The 21,485-nt window shown below is 63.7% G+C and carries 22 protein-coding genes; 10 read left to right on the forward strand and 12 right to left on the reverse strand.

Going from position 1 to position 21,485, the window contains the following annotated elements; genetic code table 11:
• Positions 1 to 56 precede the first annotated feature (56 nt).
• A complete protein-coding gene (gene purM, locus NDO55_RS03905; RefSeq protein ID WP_252112613.1) occupies positions 57 to 1,124 on the forward strand; it encodes a phosphoribosylformylglycinamidine cyclo-ligase in 1,068 nt (355 codons plus the stop codon).
• On the forward strand, positions 1,114 to 1,677 hold the full coding sequence (gene purN / locus NDO55_RS03910; protein WP_252112614.1) for a phosphoribosylglycinamide formyltransferase: 564 nt from the start codon (positions 1,114 to 1,116) through the stop codon (positions 1,675 to 1,677). The genes purM and purN overlap by 11 nt, the downstream gene beginning before the upstream one ends.
• Here the strand turns inward: purN and NDO55_RS03915 are convergent.
• The 6 genes from NDO55_RS03915 to NDO55_RS03940 all read right to left on the reverse strand — a co-directional run bounded on the left by NDO55_RS03915 (position 1,674) and on the right by NDO55_RS03940 (position 5,712).
• A complete protein-coding gene (locus tag NDO55_RS03915; RefSeq protein WP_252112615.1) occupies positions 1,674 to 2,216 on the reverse strand; it encodes an NADPH-dependent FMN reductase in 543 nt (180 codons plus the stop codon). The two genes, purN and NDO55_RS03915, sit on opposite strands and share 4 nt — an antisense overlap.
• Before the next feature lie 52 nt (positions 2,217 to 2,268).
• Positions 2,269 to 2,655, reverse strand: a complete 387-nt coding sequence (locus NDO55_RS03920) for a VOC family protein (RefSeq protein WP_252112616.1) — start codon at positions 2,653 to 2,655, stop codon at positions 2,269 to 2,271.
• Positions 2,656 to 2,728: 73 nt separating this feature from the next.
• Complete coding sequence (locus NDO55_RS03925) at positions 2,729 to 3,223, reverse strand: GNAT family N-acetyltransferase (protein ID WP_252112617.1); 495 nt, start codon at positions 3,221 to 3,223, stop codon at positions 2,729 to 2,731.
• 78 nt (positions 3,224 to 3,301) lie between these two features.
• Positions 3,302 to 3,724, reverse strand: a complete 423-nt coding sequence (gene ndk / locus NDO55_RS03930) for a nucleoside-diphosphate kinase (RefSeq protein ID WP_252112618.1) — start codon at positions 3,722 to 3,724, stop codon at positions 3,302 to 3,304.
• 80 nt (positions 3,725 to 3,804) lie between these two features.
• Positions 3,805 to 4,248: a DNA polymerase III subunit chi gene (locus NDO55_RS03935; RefSeq protein ID WP_279639137.1), complete on the reverse strand. Its 444-nt coding sequence runs from the start codon at positions 4,246 to 4,248 to the stop codon at positions 3,805 to 3,807.
• Between the two features lie 3 nt (positions 4,249 to 4,251).
• Positions 4,252 to 5,712: a leucyl aminopeptidase gene (locus NDO55_RS03940; RefSeq protein WP_252112620.1), complete on the reverse strand. Its 1,461-nt coding sequence runs from the start codon at positions 5,710 to 5,712 to the stop codon at positions 4,252 to 4,254.
• Between the two features lie 127 nt (positions 5,713 to 5,839).
• Here NDO55_RS03940 and NDO55_RS03945 point away from each other — a divergent pair, with 127 nt between their 5' ends.
• The 4 genes from NDO55_RS03945 (at position 5,840) to rsmA (ending at position 11,341) form a co-directional block, all read left to right on the forward strand.
• A complete protein-coding gene (locus NDO55_RS03945) occupies positions 5,840 to 8,080 on the forward strand; it encodes an LPS-assembly protein LptD (RefSeq protein WP_252112621.1) in 2,241 nt (746 codons plus the stop codon).
• Between the two features lie 63 nt (positions 8,081 to 8,143).
• On the forward strand, positions 8,144 to 9,496 hold the full coding sequence (locus tag NDO55_RS03950) for a peptidylprolyl isomerase (protein WP_252112623.1): 1,353 nt from the start codon (positions 8,144 to 8,146) through the stop codon (positions 9,494 to 9,496).
• A 4-nt stretch (positions 9,497 to 9,500) separates the two neighbouring features.
• A complete protein-coding gene (pdxA, locus tag NDO55_RS03955) occupies positions 9,501 to 10,529 on the forward strand; it encodes a 4-hydroxythreonine-4-phosphate dehydrogenase PdxA (protein WP_252112625.1) in 1,029 nt (342 codons plus the stop codon).
• Positions 10,526 to 11,341, forward strand: a complete 816-nt coding sequence (rsmA, locus tag NDO55_RS03960) for a 16S rRNA (adenine(1518)-N(6)/adenine(1519)-N(6))-dimethyltransferase RsmA (protein WP_252112627.1) — start codon at positions 10,526 to 10,528, stop codon at positions 11,339 to 11,341. The genes pdxA and rsmA overlap by 4 nt, the downstream gene beginning before the upstream one ends.
• On the opposite strand, the gene NDO55_RS03965 is transcribed toward rsmA, so the two are convergent.
• From NDO55_RS03965 to NDO55_RS03985, 5 genes are all read right to left on the reverse strand, one after another.
• The gene (locus NDO55_RS03965; protein ID WP_252112629.1) at positions 11,338 to 11,844 is read right to left on the reverse strand and encodes a hypothetical protein; all 507 of its coding nucleotides are present in this window, start codon (positions 11,842 to 11,844) and stop codon (positions 11,338 to 11,340) included. The two genes, rsmA and NDO55_RS03965, sit on opposite strands and share 4 nt — an antisense overlap.
• Positions 11,845 to 11,873: 29 nt before the next feature.
• Entirely contained in the window at positions 11,874 to 13,046 is a 1,173-nt protein-coding gene (locus tag NDO55_RS03970) for an RsmB/NOP family class I SAM-dependent RNA methyltransferase (protein WP_252112631.1), read from the reverse strand.
• Complete coding sequence (gene guaB, locus NDO55_RS03975) at positions 13,047 to 14,504, reverse strand: IMP dehydrogenase (protein WP_252112633.1); 1,458 nt, start codon at positions 14,502 to 14,504, stop codon at positions 13,047 to 13,049.
• Positions 14,505 to 14,559: 55 nt separating this feature from the next.
• Positions 14,560 to 16,131 (reverse strand): M28 family peptidase, encoded by a 1,572-nt coding sequence (locus tag NDO55_RS03980; RefSeq protein WP_252112635.1) that lies wholly within the window; start codon positions 16,129 to 16,131, stop codon positions 14,560 to 14,562.
• A gap of 68 nt (positions 16,132 to 16,199) precedes the next feature.
• Entirely contained in the window at positions 16,200 to 17,030 is an 831-nt protein-coding gene (locus tag NDO55_RS03985) for an HpcH/HpaI aldolase/citrate lyase family protein (RefSeq protein WP_252112637.1), read from the reverse strand.
• 56 nt (positions 17,031 to 17,086) lie between these two features.
• On the opposite strand from NDO55_RS03985, the gene NDO55_RS03990 reads away from it, so the two are divergent.
• The 4 genes from NDO55_RS03990 to NDO55_RS04005 all read left to right on the forward strand — a co-directional run bounded on the left by NDO55_RS03990 (position 17,087) and on the right by NDO55_RS04005 (position 19,653).
• Positions 17,087 to 18,049 (forward strand): SPFH domain-containing protein, encoded by a 963-nt coding sequence (locus tag NDO55_RS03990; protein WP_252112639.1) that lies wholly within the window; start codon positions 17,087 to 17,089, stop codon positions 18,047 to 18,049.
• A complete protein-coding gene (locus NDO55_RS03995) occupies positions 18,049 to 18,510 on the forward strand; it encodes an NfeD family protein (protein WP_252112641.1) in 462 nt (153 codons plus the stop codon). The genes NDO55_RS03990 and NDO55_RS03995 overlap by 1 nt, the downstream gene beginning before the upstream one ends.
• 145 nt (positions 18,511 to 18,655) lie before the next feature.
• Complete coding sequence (locus NDO55_RS04000) at positions 18,656 to 19,045, forward strand: DUF3597 domain-containing protein (protein WP_252112643.1); 390 nt, start codon at positions 18,656 to 18,658, stop codon at positions 19,043 to 19,045.
• 170 nt (positions 19,046 to 19,215) lie between these two features.
• Entirely contained in the window at positions 19,216 to 19,653 is a 438-nt protein-coding gene (locus NDO55_RS04005; RefSeq protein ID WP_252112645.1) for an FKBP-type peptidyl-prolyl cis-trans isomerase, read from the forward strand.
• A 107-nt stretch (positions 19,654 to 19,760) separates the two neighbouring features.
• On the opposite strand, the gene NDO55_RS04010 is transcribed toward NDO55_RS04005, so the two are convergent.
• Complete coding sequence (locus NDO55_RS04010) at positions 19,761 to 21,365, reverse strand: phosphoenolpyruvate carboxykinase (protein WP_252112647.1); 1,605 nt, start codon at positions 21,363 to 21,365, stop codon at positions 19,761 to 19,763.
• Positions 21,366 to 21,485 lie beyond the last annotated feature (120 nt).

Here is a 21,485-nt window from a genome sequence, read left to right on the forward strand (position 1 = left end):
CCGTTTTGGCGATTTGAGCGTGGAAATCCAAGCGCCTTCTCGCTAGCGAGGCATTTATGAGCGAAAAGACGGGTCTATCCTACGCCGATGCCGGCGTTTCCATCGACGAGGGCAACAAGCTGGTCAAGCGCATCGCCCCGCTGGCGCGGTCGACCGCGCGGCCGGGTGCCGACGGCGCGCTGGGGGGCTTTGGCGGCCTGTTCGACCTCAAGGCCGCAGGCTTCGAGGATCCGATCCTCGTCGCCGCCAATGACGGGGTTGGGACCAAGCTGAAGCTGGCGCTGGAAATGGGCAATCATGCGGGCGTCGGCATCGACCTTGTCGCCATGTGCGCCAACGACCTCATCGTGCAGGGCGCCGAGCCGCTCTTCTTCCTCGATTATTATGCGACCGGAAAACTCGACAATGATGTCGCCGAGACCGTCGTCGCCTCGATCGCCGAGGGCTGCCGCCAAGCCGGCTGTGCGCTGATCGGCGGGGAAACCGCGGAAATGCCGGGCATGTATGAGGGCGAGGATTATGACCTTGCCGGTTTCTGTGTCGGTGCCGCCGAACGCGGCCGCCTTATCGACGCCAGCAAAGTCAGGCCCGGCGACGTCCTGCTCGGCCTTGCTTCGACCGGCGTCCATTCAAACGGCTTCTCGCTGGTCCGCCGGATCATCGAACGCGAAGGCTGGGATTTGCATTCCACCTTCCTTGAGGACGAGCGCAGCCTTGGCGAAGCACTGCTCGCACCCACGCGCATCTACGTCCGCCCCCTGCTCGACCCGATCCGCGACGGCCACATCCATGCGCTGGCACATATTACCGGTGGCGGCCTGCTCGAAAACCTGCCGCGCAGCCTGCCCGAAGGCTGCCATGCGCATGTCGACGCCACCAAATGGGACCGCCCGGCCTTGTTCGCGAAACTCCAGGAAGGCGGTAATGTCGCCGAAGAGGAAATGGTTCGCACCTTCAATTGCGGCATCGGCATGGTCGCCATCGTGCCCGCCGACATCGCCGAGGATCTTGAACTGCATTTCGGTCGCGAGGGCATCGAAACGCACGTGATCGGCGAGGTCCGCGAAGGCCAGCGCGGTTGCACCGTCACCGGCGAGGGCTGGTCGGCCACTCATGACGCCTGACCCACGCAAGGTCGCGATCCTCATTTCGGGGCGCGGCAGCAATATGCGCCGCCTCGTCGATGCTGCCGACAATTACGAAGTCGTCCTCGTGGCCTCAAATCGACCCGACGCACCGGGTCTAGCCTGGGCGGACAAACAAGGAATTGTGACTTGGTCGAAGGATAGTCGCGGCGTCGACCGCGCGGCTTATGATGCTGAACTGGCGCATGCCATCGAGGCGTCGGGGGCCGGGACGGTCGCGCTGGCCGGGTTCATGCGTATCCTCGGCCCCGCATTCATCCAGCGCTTCGAAGGAAGGCTGCTGAACATCCATCCCTCGCTACTTCCAAAGTATAAGGGCCTCGACACCCATCAGCGCGCCCTAGATGCAGGCGATGCCGAACATGGCTGTAGCGTGCACGTCGTGACCGAGGAATTGGATGCGGGCGAAGTGATCGCGCAGGCGCGCGTCCCGATCCTAGAAGATGACACGGTCTCAACCCTGGAAGCCCGCGTGCTTGCCGAAGAGCATGACCTGTATCCGGCCGCCCTTGCCCGCTTCGTCGAACGCTAGTCGAGCCGCTCGATCCAGTCGGCGAAATTCTTGAGCGACTTTTCGAGGAAATCGCGGCTGCCTTGATCGGTCAGCTTGCCATCCTCGATCTTGTCCTTGCAATTATTGACCAGCACTTCAGGCCCCGGCCACAGGCGCATGCCGATGGTCCAGGCGACGACCCGCAGATGGGCGTGCGCGCGGGCGGTGCCCACCGGCCCCGGACTCGCGCCGACACTCATGGCAGGCAAGTCGCGCAGCGGCGAGCCGAGCGAACCGCGGCTGAGCCAATCGAGCGCATTCTTGAGCACGCCCGACAGCGAATGATTATATTCTGGATTGCCGATTAGGATGGCATCGGCATCGTCAAAAGCGTCCTTCAACGCCTGCGCACCGGGCGGCAGGTCGTCTTCCAGATCTTCGGAAAACAGCTCGACCTGATCAAGCGGTACCATCGTCACCTTGCAGCCATCCGGCACCAATTCGGCAGCGGCATCGAGAACTGCCTGGTTGAAGCTGCCTTTGCGGATCGAACCGCAGATCGCGACGATATTGGTCATTTCATTCTCCCTTTCCCCGCCAACGGAGCGGATGGCGAGACGTTCCGCGCGATCAACCGACCGGCGGCATTCCGTCAGGATAGTAAGTGAATTCGGCCCGCAGGCCGTCCGGATCGGGCAGGAACAAAGCCGTCGCGCCGCCCAAATCCTGCAAGGGCTGGGCATCGATCCCGGCCTCGATCAATCGGTCGCGCAATTGCTCGACCGATTCTTTGCTCTCCATCGCCAGCCCCCAATGGTTGAGACCGGCGCCATAGCGCTCGTAGGGGCCGGTGCCCTTCTTCGCGGTCATGAATTGAAGGTAGAAGCCCTCACCATCGGTCCAGATCCCGCGCTTTTCCTCGCGAAATCCGACGAGCGGGAGGAGGATGCCATAGTGCCGCTCGGACGCCTCGCGGTCGGACATGGCGATGGTCAGGTGATCGATCTTGGCTGGCATGATGGTAATCCCTTCTCAATCGCGAGATGGGACGCCGTTTCGGAAAAAAAAGGAAGAGCCAAGGCTGCGGCAATCACTCTTCGCGTAGGTGAACTTCCCATTTCCTGAAGGTCAGGCCGTGCGCCTCGACTTCGCCGATCGGTCTGGCACCATGACGCTGCAGCGCGCGTTCGGATCGCGACAGCGGCAAAAGCGCGGTCACGCGCTCGATCTGAGTATGTTCGCGTGCCCAGGCAAAGGCTTGCGCTGCGATCCTCGCACCCGAGCGAAAATGGTCGGGGTGTAGAACAAGCCCGAAATCCCAGCCATCGCCATCCTTTTCGAAGCCGCCCCAGCCCGCATATTCGTCTTCGATGAAAATCGCCCAATGGCCAAAGCCATGCTTCTCCCAATGCGCTGCTTTCATACCGACGAACCAGTCGACCTTCCCCAGATCCCATTCCCGCTCGTCCAGCAGTGGGAGATGCTTGGCAATGCGCGGATCGAGCATATGGGCGAGGATCACCTCACGCTCAACGGACTCCAGGCGTTCGAACCGGATGGCACTCGGTTGCGATCTGCTGGTCACTTGTAGGTCTCCAAAAAGAAAAAGGCGTCCCGGCCCGTTCGGCCAAGACGCCCCTTCCTAATCCGATGATCGGACGGCTTAGCCGACGATTTCGTCTTCGTTGAAGAAGAAGCCGATTTCGATCTTGGCGTTTTCGTCGCTGTCCGAACCGTGGACGGTGTTTTCACCGATCGACAGGGCATATTCCTTGCGGATCGTGCCTTCGTCGGCTTCGGCCGGGTTGGTGGCGCCCATGATGTCGCGGTTGCGCTTCACGGCGTCTTCGCCTTCGAGCACCTGCACAACGACCGGCTCGCTCATCATGAACTCGACCAGTTCACCGAAAAAGGGACGCTCGGCATGGACGGCGTAGAAGCCTTCGGCCTGTTCCTTGGTCATGTGGATGCGCTTGGAAGCGACGACGCGAAGGCCGGCTTCTTCCAGCATCTTGGTGACCGCACCGGTGAGGTTGCGGCGGGTGGCGTCGGGCTTGATGATCGAGAAGGTACGGGTGACGGCCATGAAAATTCTCCACTTGGCGTAAGGGTTTGAACTCGCTTGCGCGCGCCCCTAGCCGCGCGGGCGCGACCATGCAAGCCTCGTCAGGCTTTCTGCACCCACTTGCCCTCTTCGCGCGCCCAGTAATGGCGCTCCACGCCCTCGGTATCGCCGAGCGATTTCCATGCCTCGCGCGCGCCCGCGATAGTGCTATCGTCGAAAAGCATGAAGGCGCGCTCATAGTCGAGCGCGGCAGCGCGCCAACTGCCATCGGCCAGCGCGACATTGCGCGCGCTGTTGGCGGCAATCATCCGGGTCGACAGCAAGACGGGCTGGTCGGCATCGCGCCCCTGCCCTTCGATGCCGTGGGCGAGAAAGCTGGTCTTCCCGCCTTCTTCCCACAAAATTCGGTCTAGCGAGGCCAGCTGCGCCTCGTCCTCGCTGACCAGAAGCAGGCGTTCGCCCTGCTCTGCCAGCTTGCCGGCGATGGCCGCGAGCACGCCTGCGCCCGCGCCGTCATCGTCCAGCTGGTAGAAGTCGACGCGCAGGGCTTAAGCTTCCCACTCGCGCTCGACATAGGTGTCGAGCACGCGCACGCCATAACCGGTCGCGCCCTTGTCATAGGCAGGCTTGGCCTTGTCGCTCCACGCCATGCCGGCAATGTCGAGATGCGCCCATTTGACGCCGTCCTCGACGAAGCGCTGGAGGTATTGCGCGGCGGTGATCGACCCCGCTTCGCGCGGACCGACATTCTTCATGTCGGCGATCGGCGAGTCGATCAGGCGGTCATAAGCTTCCGCCAGCGGTTGGCGCCACAATTTGTCGCCAGACAGCGACGAGGCTTCGAGCAGCTCGGCGGCAAGGCCGTCATTGTTGGTGAAGAAGCCCGCCATTTCGTGGCCGAGGCTGATGACCATCGCGCCGGTCAGGGTCGCCAGGTCGATCATGACTTCGGGGGAATATTCGCGCTGCGCATAGGTCATCGCATCACCCAGCACGAGGCGCCCCTCGGCGTCGGTGTTGATGACTTCGACGGTCTGGCCGCTCATCGTGGTGACGACGTCACCCGGACGCTGCGCATTGCCGTCGGGCATGTTTTCGACAAGGCCGCAAATGCCGATGACGTTGGCCTTGGCCTTGCGCCCGGCGATCGCGAGCATCGCGCCCGACACCGCGCCGGCACCGCCCATGTCCCACTTCATGCCTTCCATGCCGAGCGCCGGCTTGATCGAGATGCCGCCCGTATCGAAGGTGACGCCCTTGCCGATCAGGGTTACGGGCGTCGCATCGCCCTCACCACCCATCCACTTCATGATGAGCAGGCGCGGTTCGCGGACCGAGCCCTGGTTGACGCCGAGCAGCGCGCCCATGCCCAGCTTTTCCATTTCTTCGCGACCCAGCGTCTCGATGACCAGACCGGTATCCTTGGCATGCTCGCGCACGCGCTCGACGAAGCTTTCGGGGTAGATGATGTTGGCCGGCTCGGTAACCAGTTCGCGGGTCAGCGCGATGCCCTTGGCGAGCGGCGCATAGCGGCTTTCCCAGCGCGCAGCAGCATCGGTCGGGGCAGCGACGATCGTCACTTCCTCAAGCGTGGTTTCTTCTTCGGGCTTCTTCTTGGTGCGGCGATCGAAGGTCCAGGCGCGCACGACGACGCCGAGGGCTGCGCGCGCAGCCGCATCGGTCGATACGTCACGCTCGCTAAGGTCGAGCACCGCATGAGTCTCGCCCGACTTGCCGAGCTGGGCCGAGAGCGTCGCGCCGAGGATTTCCAGGTCGAGATCTTCGCCTTCGCCGATCCCGACCGCAAGCATGCGGCGGCCGCCATCATGGGCGAGGAAGACGGTCGCGCTCTTGCCGCGCTTGCCTTCGAAGCGCTGCTTGGCAAGGCTCGCTTTCACGCCCTCGGCATCGCCGCCAAGGCTGTCGAGACGCTCGTCATCGGCGCCGGTGAGCGGCAGGACGAGCACATAGTCGCCATCGGGGCGGGTCGGCGTGAACGCGATTTTCATGAAAGGGGCATCCTCTATTCGTGTGTCTTCAATCGCCAATCGGCGGATGCCGCCCTTTAGAACGAGGGCAGGCAAAAAGGCAAAGGTGGATTGCCGATATGGCTCGGGCTAGGCATAGGGCGTGGCGATGAGCGGACGAACCGACAAGGCATGGTTGAAGACGGGCGTGGGCCTGTGCGCCTTGCTGTTGCCCGTCGCCCCGGCCTTTGCGCAGGACGCCGCGGAAGCCGAACCCGCCGCCGCAAGCGCCGAAGACGTGGATACGATCGCCTTTACGGCTGACGAAATCGTCTACGACAGCGAAGCACAGGTCGTGACTGCATCGGGCGCCGTGCGAATGAACCGCGACGGCTATTTCCTTGCCGCCGACCAGGTCGTCTGGAATCGCGAGACCGGCGAAGTCGTGGCCAGCGGCAATGTCGTCCTGCTCGCCCCGACCGGCGACCGCATCGTCGGCGAGACGGTCACGCTCGATGACGAGCTGGCTTCCGGGAGCATCGAGAATTTCCTGCTCGCGCTCGACACGGGCGGCCGCATTGCCGGCGAGGTCGGACGCCGCGAGGACGGCCAGATCGTCGTCGAAAATGCCGCCTACGCTTACTGCCCCTACCCCGAGCAGATGGACTGCGAGGAAGATCCGAGCTGGCGGATCACCGCTGCTGAAGTCGTCCGCGACGAGGAAACCGGCGCGCTCAAGTTCCGCGGCGGGCGTATCCAGATCCTTGGCCTCGAGCTTCCGCTGCTTCCCGTCTTCACCGTCGGCGATGTCGGGCAATTAGGCGGGATCAACGGCCTGCTCGTTCCCGAGCTTAACATTTCGGGCATCAACGGCATCGAATTGTCGCTGCCCTATTATTTCCGGTTCGACCGCAACAAGGATCTGACGGTCACGCCGCATCTCTACACTGGTAACCCGCCCGGCGTTTCCGCCCTCTATCGCCAGCTCGGCGAAAAGGGTGCGTTCCAGGTCGGCGGCTTCGCCACCTATGGCGATGTCGACAATCCCGACTTTGGCGCGACACCCGAATCGCTCGGCGAGAATTTCCGCGGCTATTTCGATGCGAATGGGCGGTTCCAGTTCGACCCCTATTGGCGCGCGACCGGCTCGTTCCGCTACGCCACCGACAAGACCGTCACCCGCCGCTTCGACCTCACTCAGGACGACCGCCTGCGCAACATGGCGATGGTCGAGCGGATCAGCGAGAATAGCTATCTCTCGATCGCCGGCTGGGCCTTCCAGGGCCTGCGCGTCGACGATGTGCAGGACCGCATCCCCATCGCCTTGCCCGCCATCGATGCCCGCATCCGCGTCGGTGATCCGGTGCTTGGCGGGCGCGTCGAGGTCCAGGCCAACAGCCTCGCCATCCTGCGCGTCGATGGCCAGGATACGCAGCGCGCCTTTGCCCGCGCGCGCTGGGACCGCCGCTTTCTCGGCGACCTCGGGCAGGAGCTGACGCTCACCGGCTATCTGCGGAGCGACGTCTATCGTACCAATGACAGCGAGCTGACCGACATCCCGCTCTATCGCGGGACCGACGGCTGGCATTATCGCGGTATCGCTGCTGCTGCTGCGGACTTGCGCTGGCCGCTCATCGGCGAGGCGTTTGGCGGCACGCAGCGTATCGTCCCGCGTGTCCAGCTGGTGCTGACCCCGCCGACGGAAAATCTCGATATTCCCAACGAGGATGCGCGCGCCATCGATCTTGAGGATTCCAACCTCTTCGCGCTCAACCGCTTCCCGGGTTACGACCGTTGGGAAGATGGCAGCCGCGTTACCTATGGCGTGGAATATCTGCTCGACCGCCCCAATTTCTCGATCCGGTCCAATATCGGCCAGAGCTACCGTATCTCGTCCGAGCCCGATATCTTTCCCGACGGCACCGGGCTGACCGATCGCTGGTCCGATTTCGTGGGCCGCACCCGCCTGCGCTTCGGCCGCCTCGTCGACCTCACCGCACGATATCGTATCGACAAGGACAATTTCGCCTTCCGCCGCAGCGAGGTCGACCTCACCTTCGGCACTACCCAGACCTATGCGCAGATCGGCTATCTGCGCCTCAATCGCGACATTGATGGCACGGTCGAGGATCTGCGCGACCGCGAGGAATTGCGTGTCGCCGGACGCATCCATTTCCTCGATCATTATTCGCTGTTCGGGTCGACCGTGCTCGATCTTACCGACAGTGCCGAGGACCCGCTGTCGCTGTCCGACGGCTTCGAGCCGGCGCGGCATCGCCTCGGCCTCACCTATGAAGATGAAACGATAGAGCTTGGGGTTTCGTGGAAGCGCGACTATGAACGCATCGGAGCCTTCCGCCGCGGGTCGACTTTTTCGGTCACCTTTGTGTTGAAGGGGTTGGGTCGCTAAGCTGGCGTTCAGCCAAAATCACCTAACAGTTTCAAGATTTTGAACGAGTTACGAGGGTTTTTGATGAAGAGCATTTTGAGGGGCGCAGCGCTCATGGCGAGCGCGATGACGCTGGCCATCACCCCGGCCGTTTACGCGCAGGACGCGGGCCAGGTCGAAGCGACGCCCATTGACGACAACCCGGCGGGCTTCCGTCTTCCCGAAAATATCGTCCTGTTCGGCGACACGCTGCCGTCGGTCGTGAAGGCCAACGCCATCGTCGAAGGCGAAATCATCACCCAGACCGATATCGACCAGCGCATCGCCATGCAGCTGATCGGCACCGAAGGCCTGTCGCCCGAGGAACTCGCCCAGCTGCGCACCCAGACGCTCGACCAGCTCGTCGTCGAATCACTGAAGATCCAGGCAGCGCGCGAAGAAGGTCTCGAAATTGCCGACGACGAAGTCGAGCAGGCGCTCGCCAGCGTCGCGCAGCGTTCGGGCCTGACCGTTGCCGAACTCGACACCATCCTGTCGGAAAATGGCAGCTCGCTCCGCACCATCCGTCGCCAGATCCGCGGCGAGATTGCCTGGGACCGCCTGCTGCAGGTGCACGTCGCCAGCTTCGTTTCGGTGGGCGATGAAGAAGTCCAGCGCATCCTCAACCAGCTCGAGGCCAATCGTGGCATGGTCGAGTATCGCGTCGACGAAATCTTCCTGCCGACCAGCGAAGCGACCGACATGCAGGTCCGCGAGACGATGCTGCAGATCCAGGACCAGCTGCGCCAAGGCGCCAGCTTCTCGGCCCTCGCCCGGGTCTATTCGCAAAACACCGCCGCGGCGGTCGACGGCGATCTTGGCTGGGTCCGCCCCGACAAGCTTCCGCTCGAGCTCGCGCAGGCACTCAACAATCTGGACGTTGGCCAGATCTCGATCCCGATCCCCAATTCGGGTGGCTATTCGATCCTCCAGGTTCGCGACCGCCGCTCGACGCTGACGGCGGATCCGCTGGATGCGATCCTCAGCCTCAAGCAGGTCTCGATCCCCTTCTCCGCCTCGATGCCGCGTGAGCAGGCCGAAGCGCTGACCGACCAGTTCGTCCAGGCTGCGGCCAACGTTTCGGGTTGCGGCGGTGCCGAAGCGCTCGCCGCCCAGTTCGACGGCCGTGTCCTGACCCGCGACGATGTCGGCATGCGCGAAATCCCGCCGGCACTGCGCGACATGCTCAAGAACATGCAGATCGGTCAGGCGACCCAGCCCTTCGGTGATTATACCGATGCGGTGAGCGTGCTCGTCCTGTGCGGTCGCGACAATCCGGTGCCGGGCCTGCCCAGTGCCGACCAGGTCAGCAGCCAGATTCGCGACGAACGTGTCGCGCTGCGCGCCGACCGCTATTTGCGCGACCTGCGCCGCGACGCCGTCATCGAATATCGCTAGTCGCGTGTCCGCGCGACCCATCGCACTGACGCTCGGCGACCCGGCAGGGATCGGGCCCGAGGTCAGTGCGAAATGCTGGCAGTATCGCGAAGAATTCGGCCTCGCGCCGTTCCTCGCTATCGGTGACCCCGCGTCGCTGGCGGCTGTTTGGGACGGACCCGTTGCTGCCATCGATGGCCCCGAAGAAGCGATCGACGCCTTCGACGAGGCTCTGCCAGTATTGGCCGTCTCCAACTTGGGCCCCTGCGTCCCTGGCGAACCGAGCCATACGGGCGCGCGATGCGCACTCGAATCGCTCGAATTGGGTGTAGGGCTCGCTCGCTCGGGTTCAGTCGATGCCGTGGTCACTGGCCCCGTCAGCAAGGCGCAGCTCTACCAGATCGGCTTCACCCATCCGGGCCAGACCGAATTCGTCGCCGAGCGGTGCGGCGTCGCCAAGTCCAATGTTGCGATGATGCTGGCCGGCCCGACGCTGCGCTGCGTGCCCGTAACCACCCACATTCCCTTGAAGCAGGCCAGCGCGAACCTTTCCGAAGACTTGGTCGCTGCGAAGGCGCGCGCGACCTTGCGCGGGCTCATTCGCAATTTCGGGATCGAGCGACCCAAGCTAGCCATTTCGGGCCTCAACCCGCATGCTGGCGAGCATGGCGCACTTGGCGATGAGGAAGAGACGATCATCCGCCCCGCGATCGCCACGCTTCGCGAGGAAGGCTGGGACGTAACCGGCCCCCTTCCCGCCGACACCATGTTTCATGCCCGCGCCCGCGCTCTCTACGACGCCGCGCTTTGCATGTATCACGACCAGGCGCTGATCCCCTTGAAAGCGCTGCATTTCGACGATGGCGTGAACTTCACCTTGGGCCTCCCGATCGTCCGCACTTCGCCCGATCATGGCACTGCGTTCGATATTGCCGGCATGGACATGGCCGAACCCACCGCGATGGCTGCTGCGATCCGCGTCGCCAGCGAGGCTGCGGCCTGCCGTGCCAGCCTGTCCGATCCGGTGCCCAGCGCCATCAACGCCCCGCAATGAGCGACGTCGAGCCGCTTCGCGAGGTCATCCGCCGTCACGGCCTGTCCGCCTCCAAAGCATTGGGCCAGAATTTCATCCTCGACCGACAGCTGCTGGCGCGGATCGCGGAGATTCCCGGCGATCTTTCAGGCAAGAATGCGTTCGAAGTCGGCCCCGGCCCGGGCGGCCTCACGCGCGCCTTGCTGGATGCCGGTGCGCATGTCGTCGCGGTCGAGCGGGACGCGCGCTGCATCCCGGCCTTGAGCGAACTCGTCGACGAATATGACGGGCGCCTCAACCTCGTCGAGGGCGATGCGATGGACTTCGATCCACGCTCGGTGATCGACGGCGGATTCCATATCGCGGCCAACCTGCCCTACAATATCGGCACCCAATTGCTGACGGGCTGGCTGGAGAGCGAGCGCTGGCCGCCGCAATGGAAGTCGCTGACCCTCATGTTTCAGCGCGAGGTCGCCGAGCGGATCGTCGCCGAACCGGGAAGCTCGGCCTACGGACGCCTCTCCGTCCTCGCCCAATGGCGCAGTGTTGCGAAAATCGCGATGAAATTGCCCGCCGCCGCCTTCACGCCGCCGCCCAAGGTTGCATCGGCCATCGTGCATATCGTGCCCGCCGAAGCCCCGGTCGGCGTGCAGCCGCAGACATTGTCGAAGCTTACCGCGGCCGCCTTCGGCCAGCGGCGCAAGATGTTGCGTCAGTCGCTCAAGAAATTGCCGGGCGCGCTTGAGGCGATCGAGGCGCTGGGCATCGATCCGACGCGCCGCCCGGAGACGGTCAGCGTCGACGAATTCGTGGCAATCGCCAAAAAGCTCTAATTGGCTTCTTCGACCTCGAGGATGTCCTCGGCCTCGGCTTCGGCAAGCTGCGGCCCGCGCGCGATGGCGGCCGCGATGCGGTCCTGCTCGACACATTCAGCGGCGCAGATGCGCTCCAGCTTGGCGAGATTGGCCTCGGCCTTGGCCACCGCACCCAGTGCGGCATAGGCCTCACCCTGCGCGGCAAGCGCGCTCCGGTCGGTGGGATCGATGGTCAGCGCCTTGCGCGACAGGCGGATAGCCTGGCCGTAGAGACGCTGCTGCATCGCGACCTTGGCCATTTCGACATAAGCGGTGCCATTGCGCGGATCGGCCACCAAGGCGGCTTCGAACGCATTGTCCGCGGCCACCAGGTCGCCGGCTTCCAACGCCGCCTTGCCTTCCTCGACCAGCTCGAGGCTGATCGGCGCAATGTCCGCAGGCTGCGCGAAATTGGCGAAAGACGGCACGGCCATGGCAGAGGCCGTCAGGCCGAGAGCGAGCATCAGGGGGCTAAGGCGCATCAAAATCTCCACGTCAAACCAAAAACCTATCAGCCTTTTCGCCAGGAGGCGATGAAAAAGCCGTCGGTGCCGTCATGAGCCGGGGTCAGCAGGCGACCGGGCCCGTCGGAACGACCGACATCGAGCGCATCCTGCACCATCCATCCTGAATGGCGGCTTTCGAAGTCTGCTGCCTGCGCGGCACCTTCGCGTTCGATAATCGAACACACCGCATAGACCAGCGTTCCGCCTGGTCGCACCAGTTGCGCCGCCTTATCTAGAATGTCGCGTTGCAGGCCGACCAGGCGCTCGAGCCGCTCGGGATTGAGCCGCCAACGCAGTTCGGGGCTGCGCCGCCACGTCCCCGACCCACTGCATGGCGCATCGACCAAAACGGTGTCGAATCGCCCGATACCATCCTCGAATGCTGCAAGTTCGTTGGGCTGGTTCATCAGTCGGGTCTCAATGGCTGCGCCCGCCCGCTCGGCACGCGGCCCAAGCGCGGACAGACGGCGCTTGTCCGTGTCCGCAGCGATGATCCGCGCCTCGGGCGCCAGTGCCGCCAGCGCCAGGCTCTTCCCGCCCGCGCCAGCACAGAAATCGACGATCCGCTGACCCGTCGCGGGCCTGCAGGCCATCGCGACCAGCTGGCTGGCTTCGTCCTGAACCTCGACCAGCCCGTCCTGATAGGCCGCATGGTCGTCCACGCGGCTATCGGTCGGCAGCCGCAATCCCATCGGGCTGAACGGGGTAAGTTCAGCACCTTCGAAGGCCGACACCATCGCCTCGCGATCGGTGCGCGCCAGATTGACCCGCAAATCAAGCGGCGCGCGCTGATTGAACGATGGCCAATCATTGTCGCCTACCAGATTCGACGCCAGGGGCTTGACCCATTGTGGGGCGTTACTTGCTTCGAGGATAGGCTCATCCGGGGCAATAGGCGCGGGGCCATGCTCCGAACCGTCGAATTGAGCCGCGAGCTCCGGATCGTCTTGCGCGAGACCCAGCATCGCCGCGCGGCCACTTGCCGGCATGTCCCCGTGGCGCCGGATCGCGTCATAGACCAGTCCGCGCACCGCTCGCCGGTCCTTCGAGCCGGCATAACGGCGCGACCGGAAATAATCGCGGATTAGCGCGTCTGCAGGCGCACCGCCCTCACGCGCGGACGCGATCACCGCATCGAGGATCTCGATGGCGGCCTGGACGCGGGCGGCGGGTCGCATCTAGCGGGTCGGGTAGTTGGGTGCTTCGCGGGTAATCGACACGTCGTGGACGTGGCTTTCCGACAGGCCCGCATTGGTGATCCGCACGAACCGCGCACGCTCGCGGAACTCGGCCAGCGTCTCGCTGCCCGTATAGCCCATTGCCGCCTTCACGCCGCCGACCAGTTGGTGAACGATATCGCGCATCGGCCCCTTATAGGGCACCTGGCCCTCGATCCCCTCGGGGACGAGCTTCATGTGATCCTTGATGTCCTGCTGGAAATAACGGTCGGCGCTGCCGCGGCTCATTGCCCCGACGCTGCCCATACCGCGATAGCTCTTATAGGCGCGCCCCTGATACAGGAACGTCTCGCCCGGCGCTTCCTCGGTGCCCGCCAGCAACGAACCAACCATGACGCTCGCCGCGCCTGCCGCCAGTGCCTTGGCCATGTCGCCCGACGTACGGATGCCGCCATCGGCGATAACAGGCACATCGCCCGCCGCCTCGGCACAATCCATGATCGCCGTCAGCTGCGGTACGCCAACGCCCGCGACGATCCGCGTCGTGCAGATGGAGCCGGGCCCGATGCCGACCTTCACCGCGTCTGCGCCCGCGTCGATCAGCGCCTTGGTCGCTTCTGCCGTCGCGACGTTACCAGCGACAACCTGCACCGTGTCCGACAGCTTCTTCACCGCCCCGACCGCTTCGCCGACGGCGCGGTTATGACCGTGCGCGGTATCGATGACGATGCAGTCGCAGCCCGCCTCGATCAACGCCTCGGCGCGCTTCAGGCCCTTCTCGCCAACCGTCGAGGCACCGGCGACGCGCAGGCGCCCGCCGCTATCCTTGGTGGCGAGCGGGCTGGCGACAGCCTTTTCGATATCCTTCACGGTGATGAGGCCGACGAGCAGCCCGTCCTTGTCGGTCACCAGCAGCTTCTCGATCCGGCGCTGGTGGAGCAGCTTGCGCGCTTCCTCCTCGCTCGTGCCGACCGGGACGGTGGCGAGATTCTCGCTGGTCATCAATTCGCTGACCGGCTGCTCGGGATTTTCCGCAAAACGCACGTCGCGGTTGGTGAGGATGCCGACGGGGCGACCGCTCTGGTCGACCACCGGGATGCCCGAAATCTTGTTCGATTTCATCAACTCGAGCGCTTCGGCGAGCGACTGTTCGGGTCGCATGCTGATCGGTTCGACCACCATGCCGCTCTCGTAGCGCTTGACTGCGCGCACTGCGGAGGCCTGCGCCCCGATGGAGAGGTTGCGGTGGAGCACGCCGATGCCGCCAAGCTGCGCGATGGCGATGGCCATATCGGCTTCGGTCACCGTGTCCATCGCGCTCGACAGGAGCGGAATGTTGAGGTCGATGCCGCGCGTCAGCTGCGTTCTGGGCGTAGTCGCGCTGGGGAGGATGTTGGATTCGCGCGGCTGCAGCAGCACGTCGTCGAAAGTCAGGGCAAGGGGAATGTTCTGGGCCATCCCCTCCCCTGCCAATTTCGATGCGATTCGCCAAGCCCCTCTTGAGGGGGAAGCGCTAACGAATGACCGGATGTCCGTGTAGGTCGACCGCGCCCGACATGGGCGGCGCTTCGACATTGAGCGTCGCGGTCCGCGTGAATTGCGTGGGATCGGCCCACACGCGCACCAATTCGACATAAAGCTCGATATCGCTCGCCACGCCTCCAAGCTCGAGGCCCGGATGCACATCGTCATTGGCGCGGTGATAGCGCGTGTCGATAAATTGCTGGTCGAGCGCCAAATTGCCGAAGCTCGAGCTGATCAGCACCGAGGGCACGCCGCGCTGGAGGAAGGCCCAACCATCCTGCCGCTGCAGGTAAAGCTCGGTCTCCTGGCCCGGGGACACCGTACGGCCGAGCCGGTTGGCGACATCCATGATGGACTGGTCGAGCGGGGTCTGATTCCAACCGATGACGCCTAGGGGCTGGTTCGCCTCTGTGATCGACAAGGTGTCGAGATTGAGCGCGGCCTGGATGCTGCTCAGCGGGATAGGCGAATTGTCGGCAAAATAATGCGCGCCGAGCAGGCCCATTTCCTCGGCGGTGGTCCCGAAGATGTAGATGTCGCGTTCGGGGCGCGGCCCGTCGGCGATCTGGCGCGCGACTTCGAGCATGGCGGCGATGCCGCTACCATTATCGACCGCGCCATTGCAGATCGTGTCGGGATCGAGCGGATGGCCGCATTGGCCGAGATGGTCCCAATGGCCGAGCACGATGACAGCGCCGGCTCCCGAATTGGTGCCCGGCAGCTTGCCCAGCACATTGTTCGAGGAGAATATCTGGTCCTGCGCGCTCGCCGATAGGTCACCGGTGCCGACGACGCCATTGGCGTTGCGGAAGCCAGTCAGCGTCAGGCCCAGCGCGCTCAGCATCGCCTGCGCCCCGTCAGGCCCGACGAGCAGCAGCGTGTCGGGCGTCGGCAGCGGTGATCCGTCAGCAAGCTTGTAGCGGCCGCGCCCTGCCGACAACTCGTAAGCATCGAACGCGGCCTGCGTCGGCCAGAACAGGACGGTCGCCTCGGCACCGCGCGACTGGGCCGTGCCATAGAGATTGCTGAACCCGTTGGTCGTATCGATGAGTGCGATCTTGCCGCTCATATCGGCGGGAATATCGCTCTCGCTGTTGATCGCCACGAGATCGGCATCGTCGATCGTCCGCGTGCCTGCCGGCGTACGATAAAGATAGGTATCGTCGACATAGACGTCGGTACTGCTGATGCTCCAGCTGAGGCTCGTCGGCACGAGCCCACGCAGCGGGACGCTCTGGCGCCAACTGGCACCGAAGCCAGGCTCGAAGCCGGCCGCATCCAGCTCGTTGATGATGTGGTTTTCGGTGAGCGTACCGCCGGCGCTGCCCGGGAAGCGTCCCGCAAAGCCGTCGCTGGCAAGCACTTCGATATCGGCCATCAAGGCCGCTTCGACTTCGGCAAGGCCGGTCGAAGGTGTCGGCGTGGGTGTCGGCGTAGGTGTGGGCGTGGGATTACCCGCCGAGCCACCGCCACCGGTGCTACCGCCACCACCACCGCAGGAAGCCAGCACCAGAAAGGCGCCCACGGCAAGCCCGATCCGGCTAGACATCAACTTGGACACGCACACCCTCCCCAATAACCCTTCGCCTCGACCCTAAGCCGACACGCAGTCTTGCACAACCAGAGGCTCTAGTGCCCCGCCCGTTCGAGCAGTCGCCGCGCCGAGGCGAGATGCATTTCCTCGACCATCTCGCCCTCGAAGTTGATCGCGCCGCCCCGTTCCGCAGCCGCCGCAAGCATGCGCTCGGCGCGCTCAATATCTGCGTCGCTTGGCGCGAAGGCCTCCTGACAGGGTGCGATATGGCTCGGATGGATCAGCGTCTTGCCATCGAAGCCCAAAGAAGCGCTTTCGGCTGCCTCTTCTGCAAACCCTTCGGCATCGTCGATCCGATTGAACACGCCATCATAAACGGCGACCCCGCGCGCTCGCGCAGCCAGCACGACACGCTGGATCGCATGGCTCATCGCACCGCGCCCCGATGAACTCGGAAGTCGCAAATCCGCCGCAAGATCGTTGGTCCCGACGATCAGCATTGCAGCGACCTTGGCGATGTCGGGCGCCGCCAACACGCCGCGCGCCGTCTCGACCATCGCGGCGACGGGCTGCGTCGCTTTTTCGGCGACCGCTGCGATTTCCTCGGCGCAGCCGACCAGCGGCACCACAAGGAAATCGGCGGCCGACCCGCATAAGGCGGCCACGTCCGCTGCATGATGGGGTGACCCGATCGCGTTCATCCGGATTCCGACGGGCATCGGCCATTCCTCGGCAACGGCAGCGACTGCAGCATCGCGTGCCGCTGCCTTGTCCGCTTCCGCTACCGCATCTTCCAGATCGAAGATGACCATGTCCGCGCCGCTGTCTTTCGCCTTGGCGACCGCGCGCTCGCGCGATGCCGGGCAGAACAGCACTGCCGGTCGGTCGAAAAGCGCCGCACGGCGGGCGAATTTTCTTTGCGTCATGGGCTCCCCTTCGCCATCATGTCGGACATACCAAATCCACGTGGGGGACCCGGTCCATGGAAATCATTCTCGGCGCTATCGCCTTCTTCGTTTTTCTCTACTTCGCGGCAGCGATCAAGATCGTGCGGCAGGGTTATCGTTACACGATCGAGCATTTCGGGCGTTTCACGCGCACCGCGCAGCCGGGCTTCAACTTCGTGCCGCCGATTTTCTATCGCGTCGGGCACAAGATCAACATGATGGAGCAGGTCGTCGATATTCCGGGCCAGGAAATCATCACCAAGGACAATGCCATGGTGAGCGTCGACGGCGTGGTCTTCTTCCAGGTGCTCGAAGCCTCCAAGGCGGCCTATGAAGTGTCCGACCTCTATTCCTCGCTGATGGCGCTTTCGACCACCAACCTGCGCACCGTGATGGGGTCTATGGACCTCGACGAAACCCTGTCGAAGCGCGACGAAATCAACGCCCGCTTGCTGAGCGTCGTCGACCAGGCGACCGAGGCCTGGGGCGTCAAGATCACCCGCGTCGAGATCAAGGACATCCGCCCGCCCAGCGACATCGTCAACGCGATGACCCGCCAGATGAAAGCGGAGCGTGAAAAGCGCGCCGCCATCCTCGAAGCCGAGGGACATCGCGCCAGCGAAATCCTCCGCGCCGAAGGCGAAAAGCAGGCGCAGATTCTCGAGGCCGAGGGCGAACGCGAAGCCGCCTATGCCGAGGCCGAGGCCCGCATCCGCTTGGCCGAAGCCGAGGCCAAGGCGACCGAAGCAGTCTCCAACGCCATCGCGTCGGGTGACAAGCAGGCGATCAACTACTTCATCGCGCAAAAGTATGTCGACGCGATCGGCAAGTTCGCCACCTCGCCCAATGCCAAGACCATCCTCTTCCCGGTCGAGGCGACCAACCTCATCGGCTCGCTCGGCGGGATTGCCGAACTGTCCAAGGAAGTGCTCGGCAAGGATGGCGACGTTGCCGCGCGGATTTCCGGGTCGGGCGCGCCCAAATCGGGCCGCGACTGATGGACCTGTCGAGCATTCCGCCCGGCGGCTGGTGGCTGATCGGCGGCTTCCTGCTGCTCGCCATGGAGCTGATGGCACCCGGCGTCTTCCTCGCCTTCGTCGGCGCGGCAGCCATTGCGACCGGGGTCTTCACCTGGGCCTTCGACCTGGGCGTGACCCACCAGATCATCCTGATGATCGTCTACACTGCTGTCGCCGTCCTGATCGGCAAGCGCATGTATGCCCATCCGGCGCATGACGAGAGCGACGGGATGATGAATGACCGCGCGCGTCAACTCATCGGCCGCAAGGTCACCGTGAAGAGCGATTTCGTCGACGGCGAAGGCCGCGTCGTGCTCGGCGACAGCGAATGGAATGCCCGCGCCGCCTATGATGCGGAAGCTGGCGACCGCATGGTGATCACGAAGGTCGAAGGCACGCGCCTCGTTCTCGAAGCTCCGAAAATGCTCCCTAAGAGCTGACGCTCCTTCGGGGCGATCATCGCTTCCAAGCAAAACGCCCTTCCTTTTTGCGCTGCGCGACGGCGCAAAAGGCCATGCTCGTGCGTTGGATGGCTAGCGAACGACAGCGACGATGTGTCGCGTCGAGTTAGTAGGGAGCCAGCAAATGGGGATTTTCAGCAAGATCAAGGACGCGATCTTCGGCAAGAAAGCCGAAGCCAAGGAAACCGGCAATGTGCAGATTGGCGGCGGCAGCGGCGGATTCGAGCGCACCCAGCCTGCCCCAACTATCGGCGGCGGCAGTGTCGATGTCGATGCGGTGCTCGCGGCCAAGGCGGCACAGACCGATCAGGAACTCAATTACCAGACGTCGATCGTCGATCTCATGAAGCTGCTGGATCTCGATTCCAGCTATGACAATCGCAAGGAATTGGCGCAGGAAATGGGCAATAGCGACTATTCGGGCAGCGCAGAGGACAACATGCTGCTTCACCGCCTCGTCATGCTCGAACTCGAGAAGAATGGCGGTCAGGTTTCAGACAAGCTCAAAAACTAGTCCGGGGTTTGCGCCACAGAAAACGGCCCGCTTTCCGGCATTTCCGGAAGGCGGGCCGCTTCATTTGACGCAGGCGCGCTGGCTTGCGACACTATGGGCACGGCTCCTCCGCCGGATGCATGTCCGGCTTTGTCCCGATGCCGCAATTTTCAGATCCCCAAAGGATAATCATGACTTCAGCAAAGACGGGTGACACCGTATCCATCGACTTCGTCGTCCAGAAGGCCGACGGCACCGTCGTCGGCAATACCGAACAGAGCGGCCCGCAGACCGTCACCCTTGGCCAGAACCAGATCTTTCCGCAGGTCGAAGAGGCCCTTCAGGGCATGAGCGTCGGCGAAGAGAAGAAGGTCGCGGTCGATAGCGACAAGGGCTTCGGTCCGCGCCGCGACGAACTCGTCATCGACATTCCGCGCGCCAACCTGCCCGCCGATCCGGCCCCGCAGCCCGGCATGGGCCTCCAGGCGCAGAACCAGCAGGGCCAGCCCATCAACCTCGTCATCATCGAAGTTGGCGAGGAAAGCGTGAAGGCCGACGGCAATCATCCGCTGGCCGGCGAAGATCTCGTCTTCGACGTGACCTTGCGCGAGATTAAAGACGCCGCATAAGGCGCAACTGATCGAATGAAAAAGGCCCGGCCTCCCCTAGGAGGTGCCGGGCCTTCCTCTCTCCTGACGGGGCCGAAGACGGCTGACCGTCGGGTCGCGAGCGGTCGCTAGACCGTCGCTTTTACCGGGCCTGCTTCGCGGACACCCGCGTCGACATGCTCGGCAAATTCCGAGAAATTCTCGTTGAACAAATCGACCAGCTTGGCAGCAGTCACATCATATTCGTTCTTGTCCGCCCAGGTCTCGCGCGGCTCGAGGATCGCGCTGTCGACCCCCGGCACTGCGACCGGCACGGCGAAACCGAAATTGGGGTCCTTGCGGAATTCGGCTTCCTTAAGGCTGCCGTCGAGCGCGGCATTAAGCAGCGCGCGGGTCGCCTTGATCGGCATGCGATTGCCGACACCATATTTGCCGCCGGTCCAGCCCGTATTGACGAGCCAGCAATCCACTTCGCCCTCGGCGATGCGCTTTTTCAGAAGGTTGCCATAGACGGCCGGATGACGCGGCATGAAGGGCGCGCCGAAGCAGGTCGAGAAGGTCGCCTCCGGTTCGGTCACGCCAATCTCGGTACCTGCAACCTTGGCCGTGTAGCCCGACAGGAAGTGATACATCGCCTGGTCGGGCGTCAGTTTCGCGATCGGCGGCAGCACGCCGAACGCATCGGCGGTCAGCATGATGATATTCTTGGGCGTCGGCCCGAGGTTATGGGCGCTGGTGTTGGGAATAAAATCGATCGGATAGGCGCCGCGGCTATTCTCGGCGAGCGTGGCGTCGTCGAGGTCAAGCTCACGCGTGACCGGATCGATCACCACATTCTCGAGGACCGTGCCGAAGCGACGCGTCGTGGCGTAGATTTCGGGCTCTGCCTCTTCCGACAGGCGGATCATCTTGGCGTAGCAGCCGCCTTCGAAGTTGAAGACCGCCTCGTCCGACCAGCCATGCTCGTCATCGCCGATGAGCGTGCGATTGGGATCGGCCGACAGGGTCGTCTTGCCCGTGCCCGATAGGCCGAAGAAGATCGCCGTGTCGCCATCCGCACCGATATTGGCCGAGCAATGCATCGGCATGATGCCCTTGGTCGGCAGGATGAAATTGAGAAGGCCGAAGACCGACTTCTTCATCTCGCCGCCATATTCGGTACCGCCGATGAGGATCAGCTTGTGCTTGAGGCTGACCGCGATGACCGTTTCGCTGCGCGTGCCGTGACGCGCCGGGTCGGCGCGGAAGCTAGGCAGGTCGATGATCGTATATTCGGGGGTGAAGCCGGGCAGCTCGCCCGCCTCGGGACGCACCAGCATCGTGCGGATGAACAGGTTGTGCCAGGCATATTCGTTGATGACCCGCACGTTGACGCGATGCTCGGGCTGCGAACCGCCATAAAGGTCGGCGACGAACAATTCCTTCTTGTCGCCGAGCGCGGCCATGAAGTCGGCGTGGAGCGCATCGAAATGCGCTTCGCTCATCTCGACATTGACCTTGCCGAAATGCACTTCGCCTTCGCTCACATCGTCGCGGACGATGAACTTATCCTTGGCGCTACGGCCGGTATGCTTGCCGGTGGCGACCACGAGCGGGCCGTCCTTGGCGAGGATACCCTCGTCGCGAGCCAGCGATTCTTCGACCAGAGGGGCCGTCGTCAGATTCCAGTGGAGGGTGGCGGCGGTTTTGATACCCTGATCGTCGAGCCCGTAGGCTGGCGTCCGGTCGGTCACGCTGTTTCCTTTCGCTAACTCGCTCTAACGCGCCCGTTTTTCGGGCGGCGCATACGTATGCAGTGGGGCTATAGGGAGCGCACCGGAATGGGTCAAAGCTGTGAACGTTCCCAATTTAAG

The sequence above is a fragment of the Sphingomicrobium sediminis genome (genome assembly GCF_023805295.1).
Classification (GTDB): domain Bacteria; phylum Pseudomonadota; class Alphaproteobacteria; order Sphingomonadales; family Sphingomonadaceae; genus Sphingomicrobium; species Sphingomicrobium sediminis.

What these genes read in the sequence shown, in the direction of transcription:
- ndk (WP_252112618.1), bottom strand. Translation starts at nt 3,724, where the DNA reads ATGGCCGTCACCCGTACCTTCTCGATCATCAAGCCCGACGCCACCCGC.
- NDO55_RS04005 (WP_252112645.1), top strand. Translation starts at nt 19,216, where the DNA reads ATGACTTCAGCAAAGACGGGTGACACCGTATCCATCGACTTCGTCGTC.
- NDO55_RS03965 (WP_252112629.1), bottom strand. Translation starts at nt 11,844, where the DNA reads ATGCGCCTTAGCCCCCTGATGCTCGCTCTCGGCCTGACGGCCTCTGCC.
- purM (WP_252112613.1), top strand. Translation starts at nt 57, where the DNA reads ATGAGCGAAAAGACGGGTCTATCCTACGCCGATGCCGGCGTTTCCATC.
- NDO55_RS03945 (WP_252112621.1), top strand. Translation starts at nt 5,840, where the DNA reads ATGAGCGGACGAACCGACAAGGCATGGTTGAAGACGGGCGTGGGCCTG.
- NDO55_RS03940 (WP_252112620.1), bottom strand. Translation starts at nt 5,712, where the DNA reads ATGAAAATCGCGTTCACGCCGACCCGCCCCGATGGCGACTATGTGCTC.
- purN (WP_252112614.1), top strand. Translation starts at nt 1,114, where the DNA reads ATGACGCCTGACCCACGCAAGGTCGCGATCCTCATTTCGGGGCGCGGC.
- NDO55_RS03990 (WP_252112639.1), top strand. Translation starts at nt 17,087, where the DNA reads ATGGAAATCATTCTCGGCGCTATCGCCTTCTTCGTTTTTCTCTACTTC.
- rsmA (WP_252112627.1), top strand. Translation starts at nt 10,526, where the DNA reads ATGAGCGACGTCGAGCCGCTTCGCGAGGTCATCCGCCGTCACGGCCTG.
- NDO55_RS04000 (WP_252112643.1), top strand. Translation starts at nt 18,656, where the DNA reads ATGGGGATTTTCAGCAAGATCAAGGACGCGATCTTCGGCAAGAAAGCC.
- NDO55_RS03985 (WP_252112637.1), bottom strand. Translation starts at nt 17,030, where the DNA reads ATGACGCAAAGAAAATTCGCCCGCCGTGCGGCGCTTTTCGACCGACCG.
- NDO55_RS03970 (WP_252112631.1), bottom strand. Translation starts at nt 13,046, where the DNA reads ATGCGACCCGCCGCCCGCGTCCAGGCCGCCATCGAGATCCTCGATGCG.
- guaB (WP_252112633.1), bottom strand. Translation starts at nt 14,504, where the DNA reads ATGGCCCAGAACATTCCCCTTGCCCTGACTTTCGACGACGTGCTGCTG.
- NDO55_RS03995 (WP_252112641.1), top strand. Translation starts at nt 18,049, where the DNA reads ATGGACCTGTCGAGCATTCCGCCCGGCGGCTGGTGGCTGATCGGCGGC.
- NDO55_RS03920 (WP_252112616.1), bottom strand. Translation starts at nt 2,655, where the DNA reads ATGCCAGCCAAGATCGATCACCTGACCATCGCCATGTCCGACCGCGAG.
- NDO55_RS03950 (WP_252112623.1), top strand. Translation starts at nt 8,144, where the DNA reads ATGAAGAGCATTTTGAGGGGCGCAGCGCTCATGGCGAGCGCGATGACG.
- NDO55_RS03915 (WP_252112615.1), bottom strand. Translation starts at nt 2,216, where the DNA reads ATGACCAATATCGTCGCGATCTGCGGTTCGATCCGCAAAGGCAGCTTC.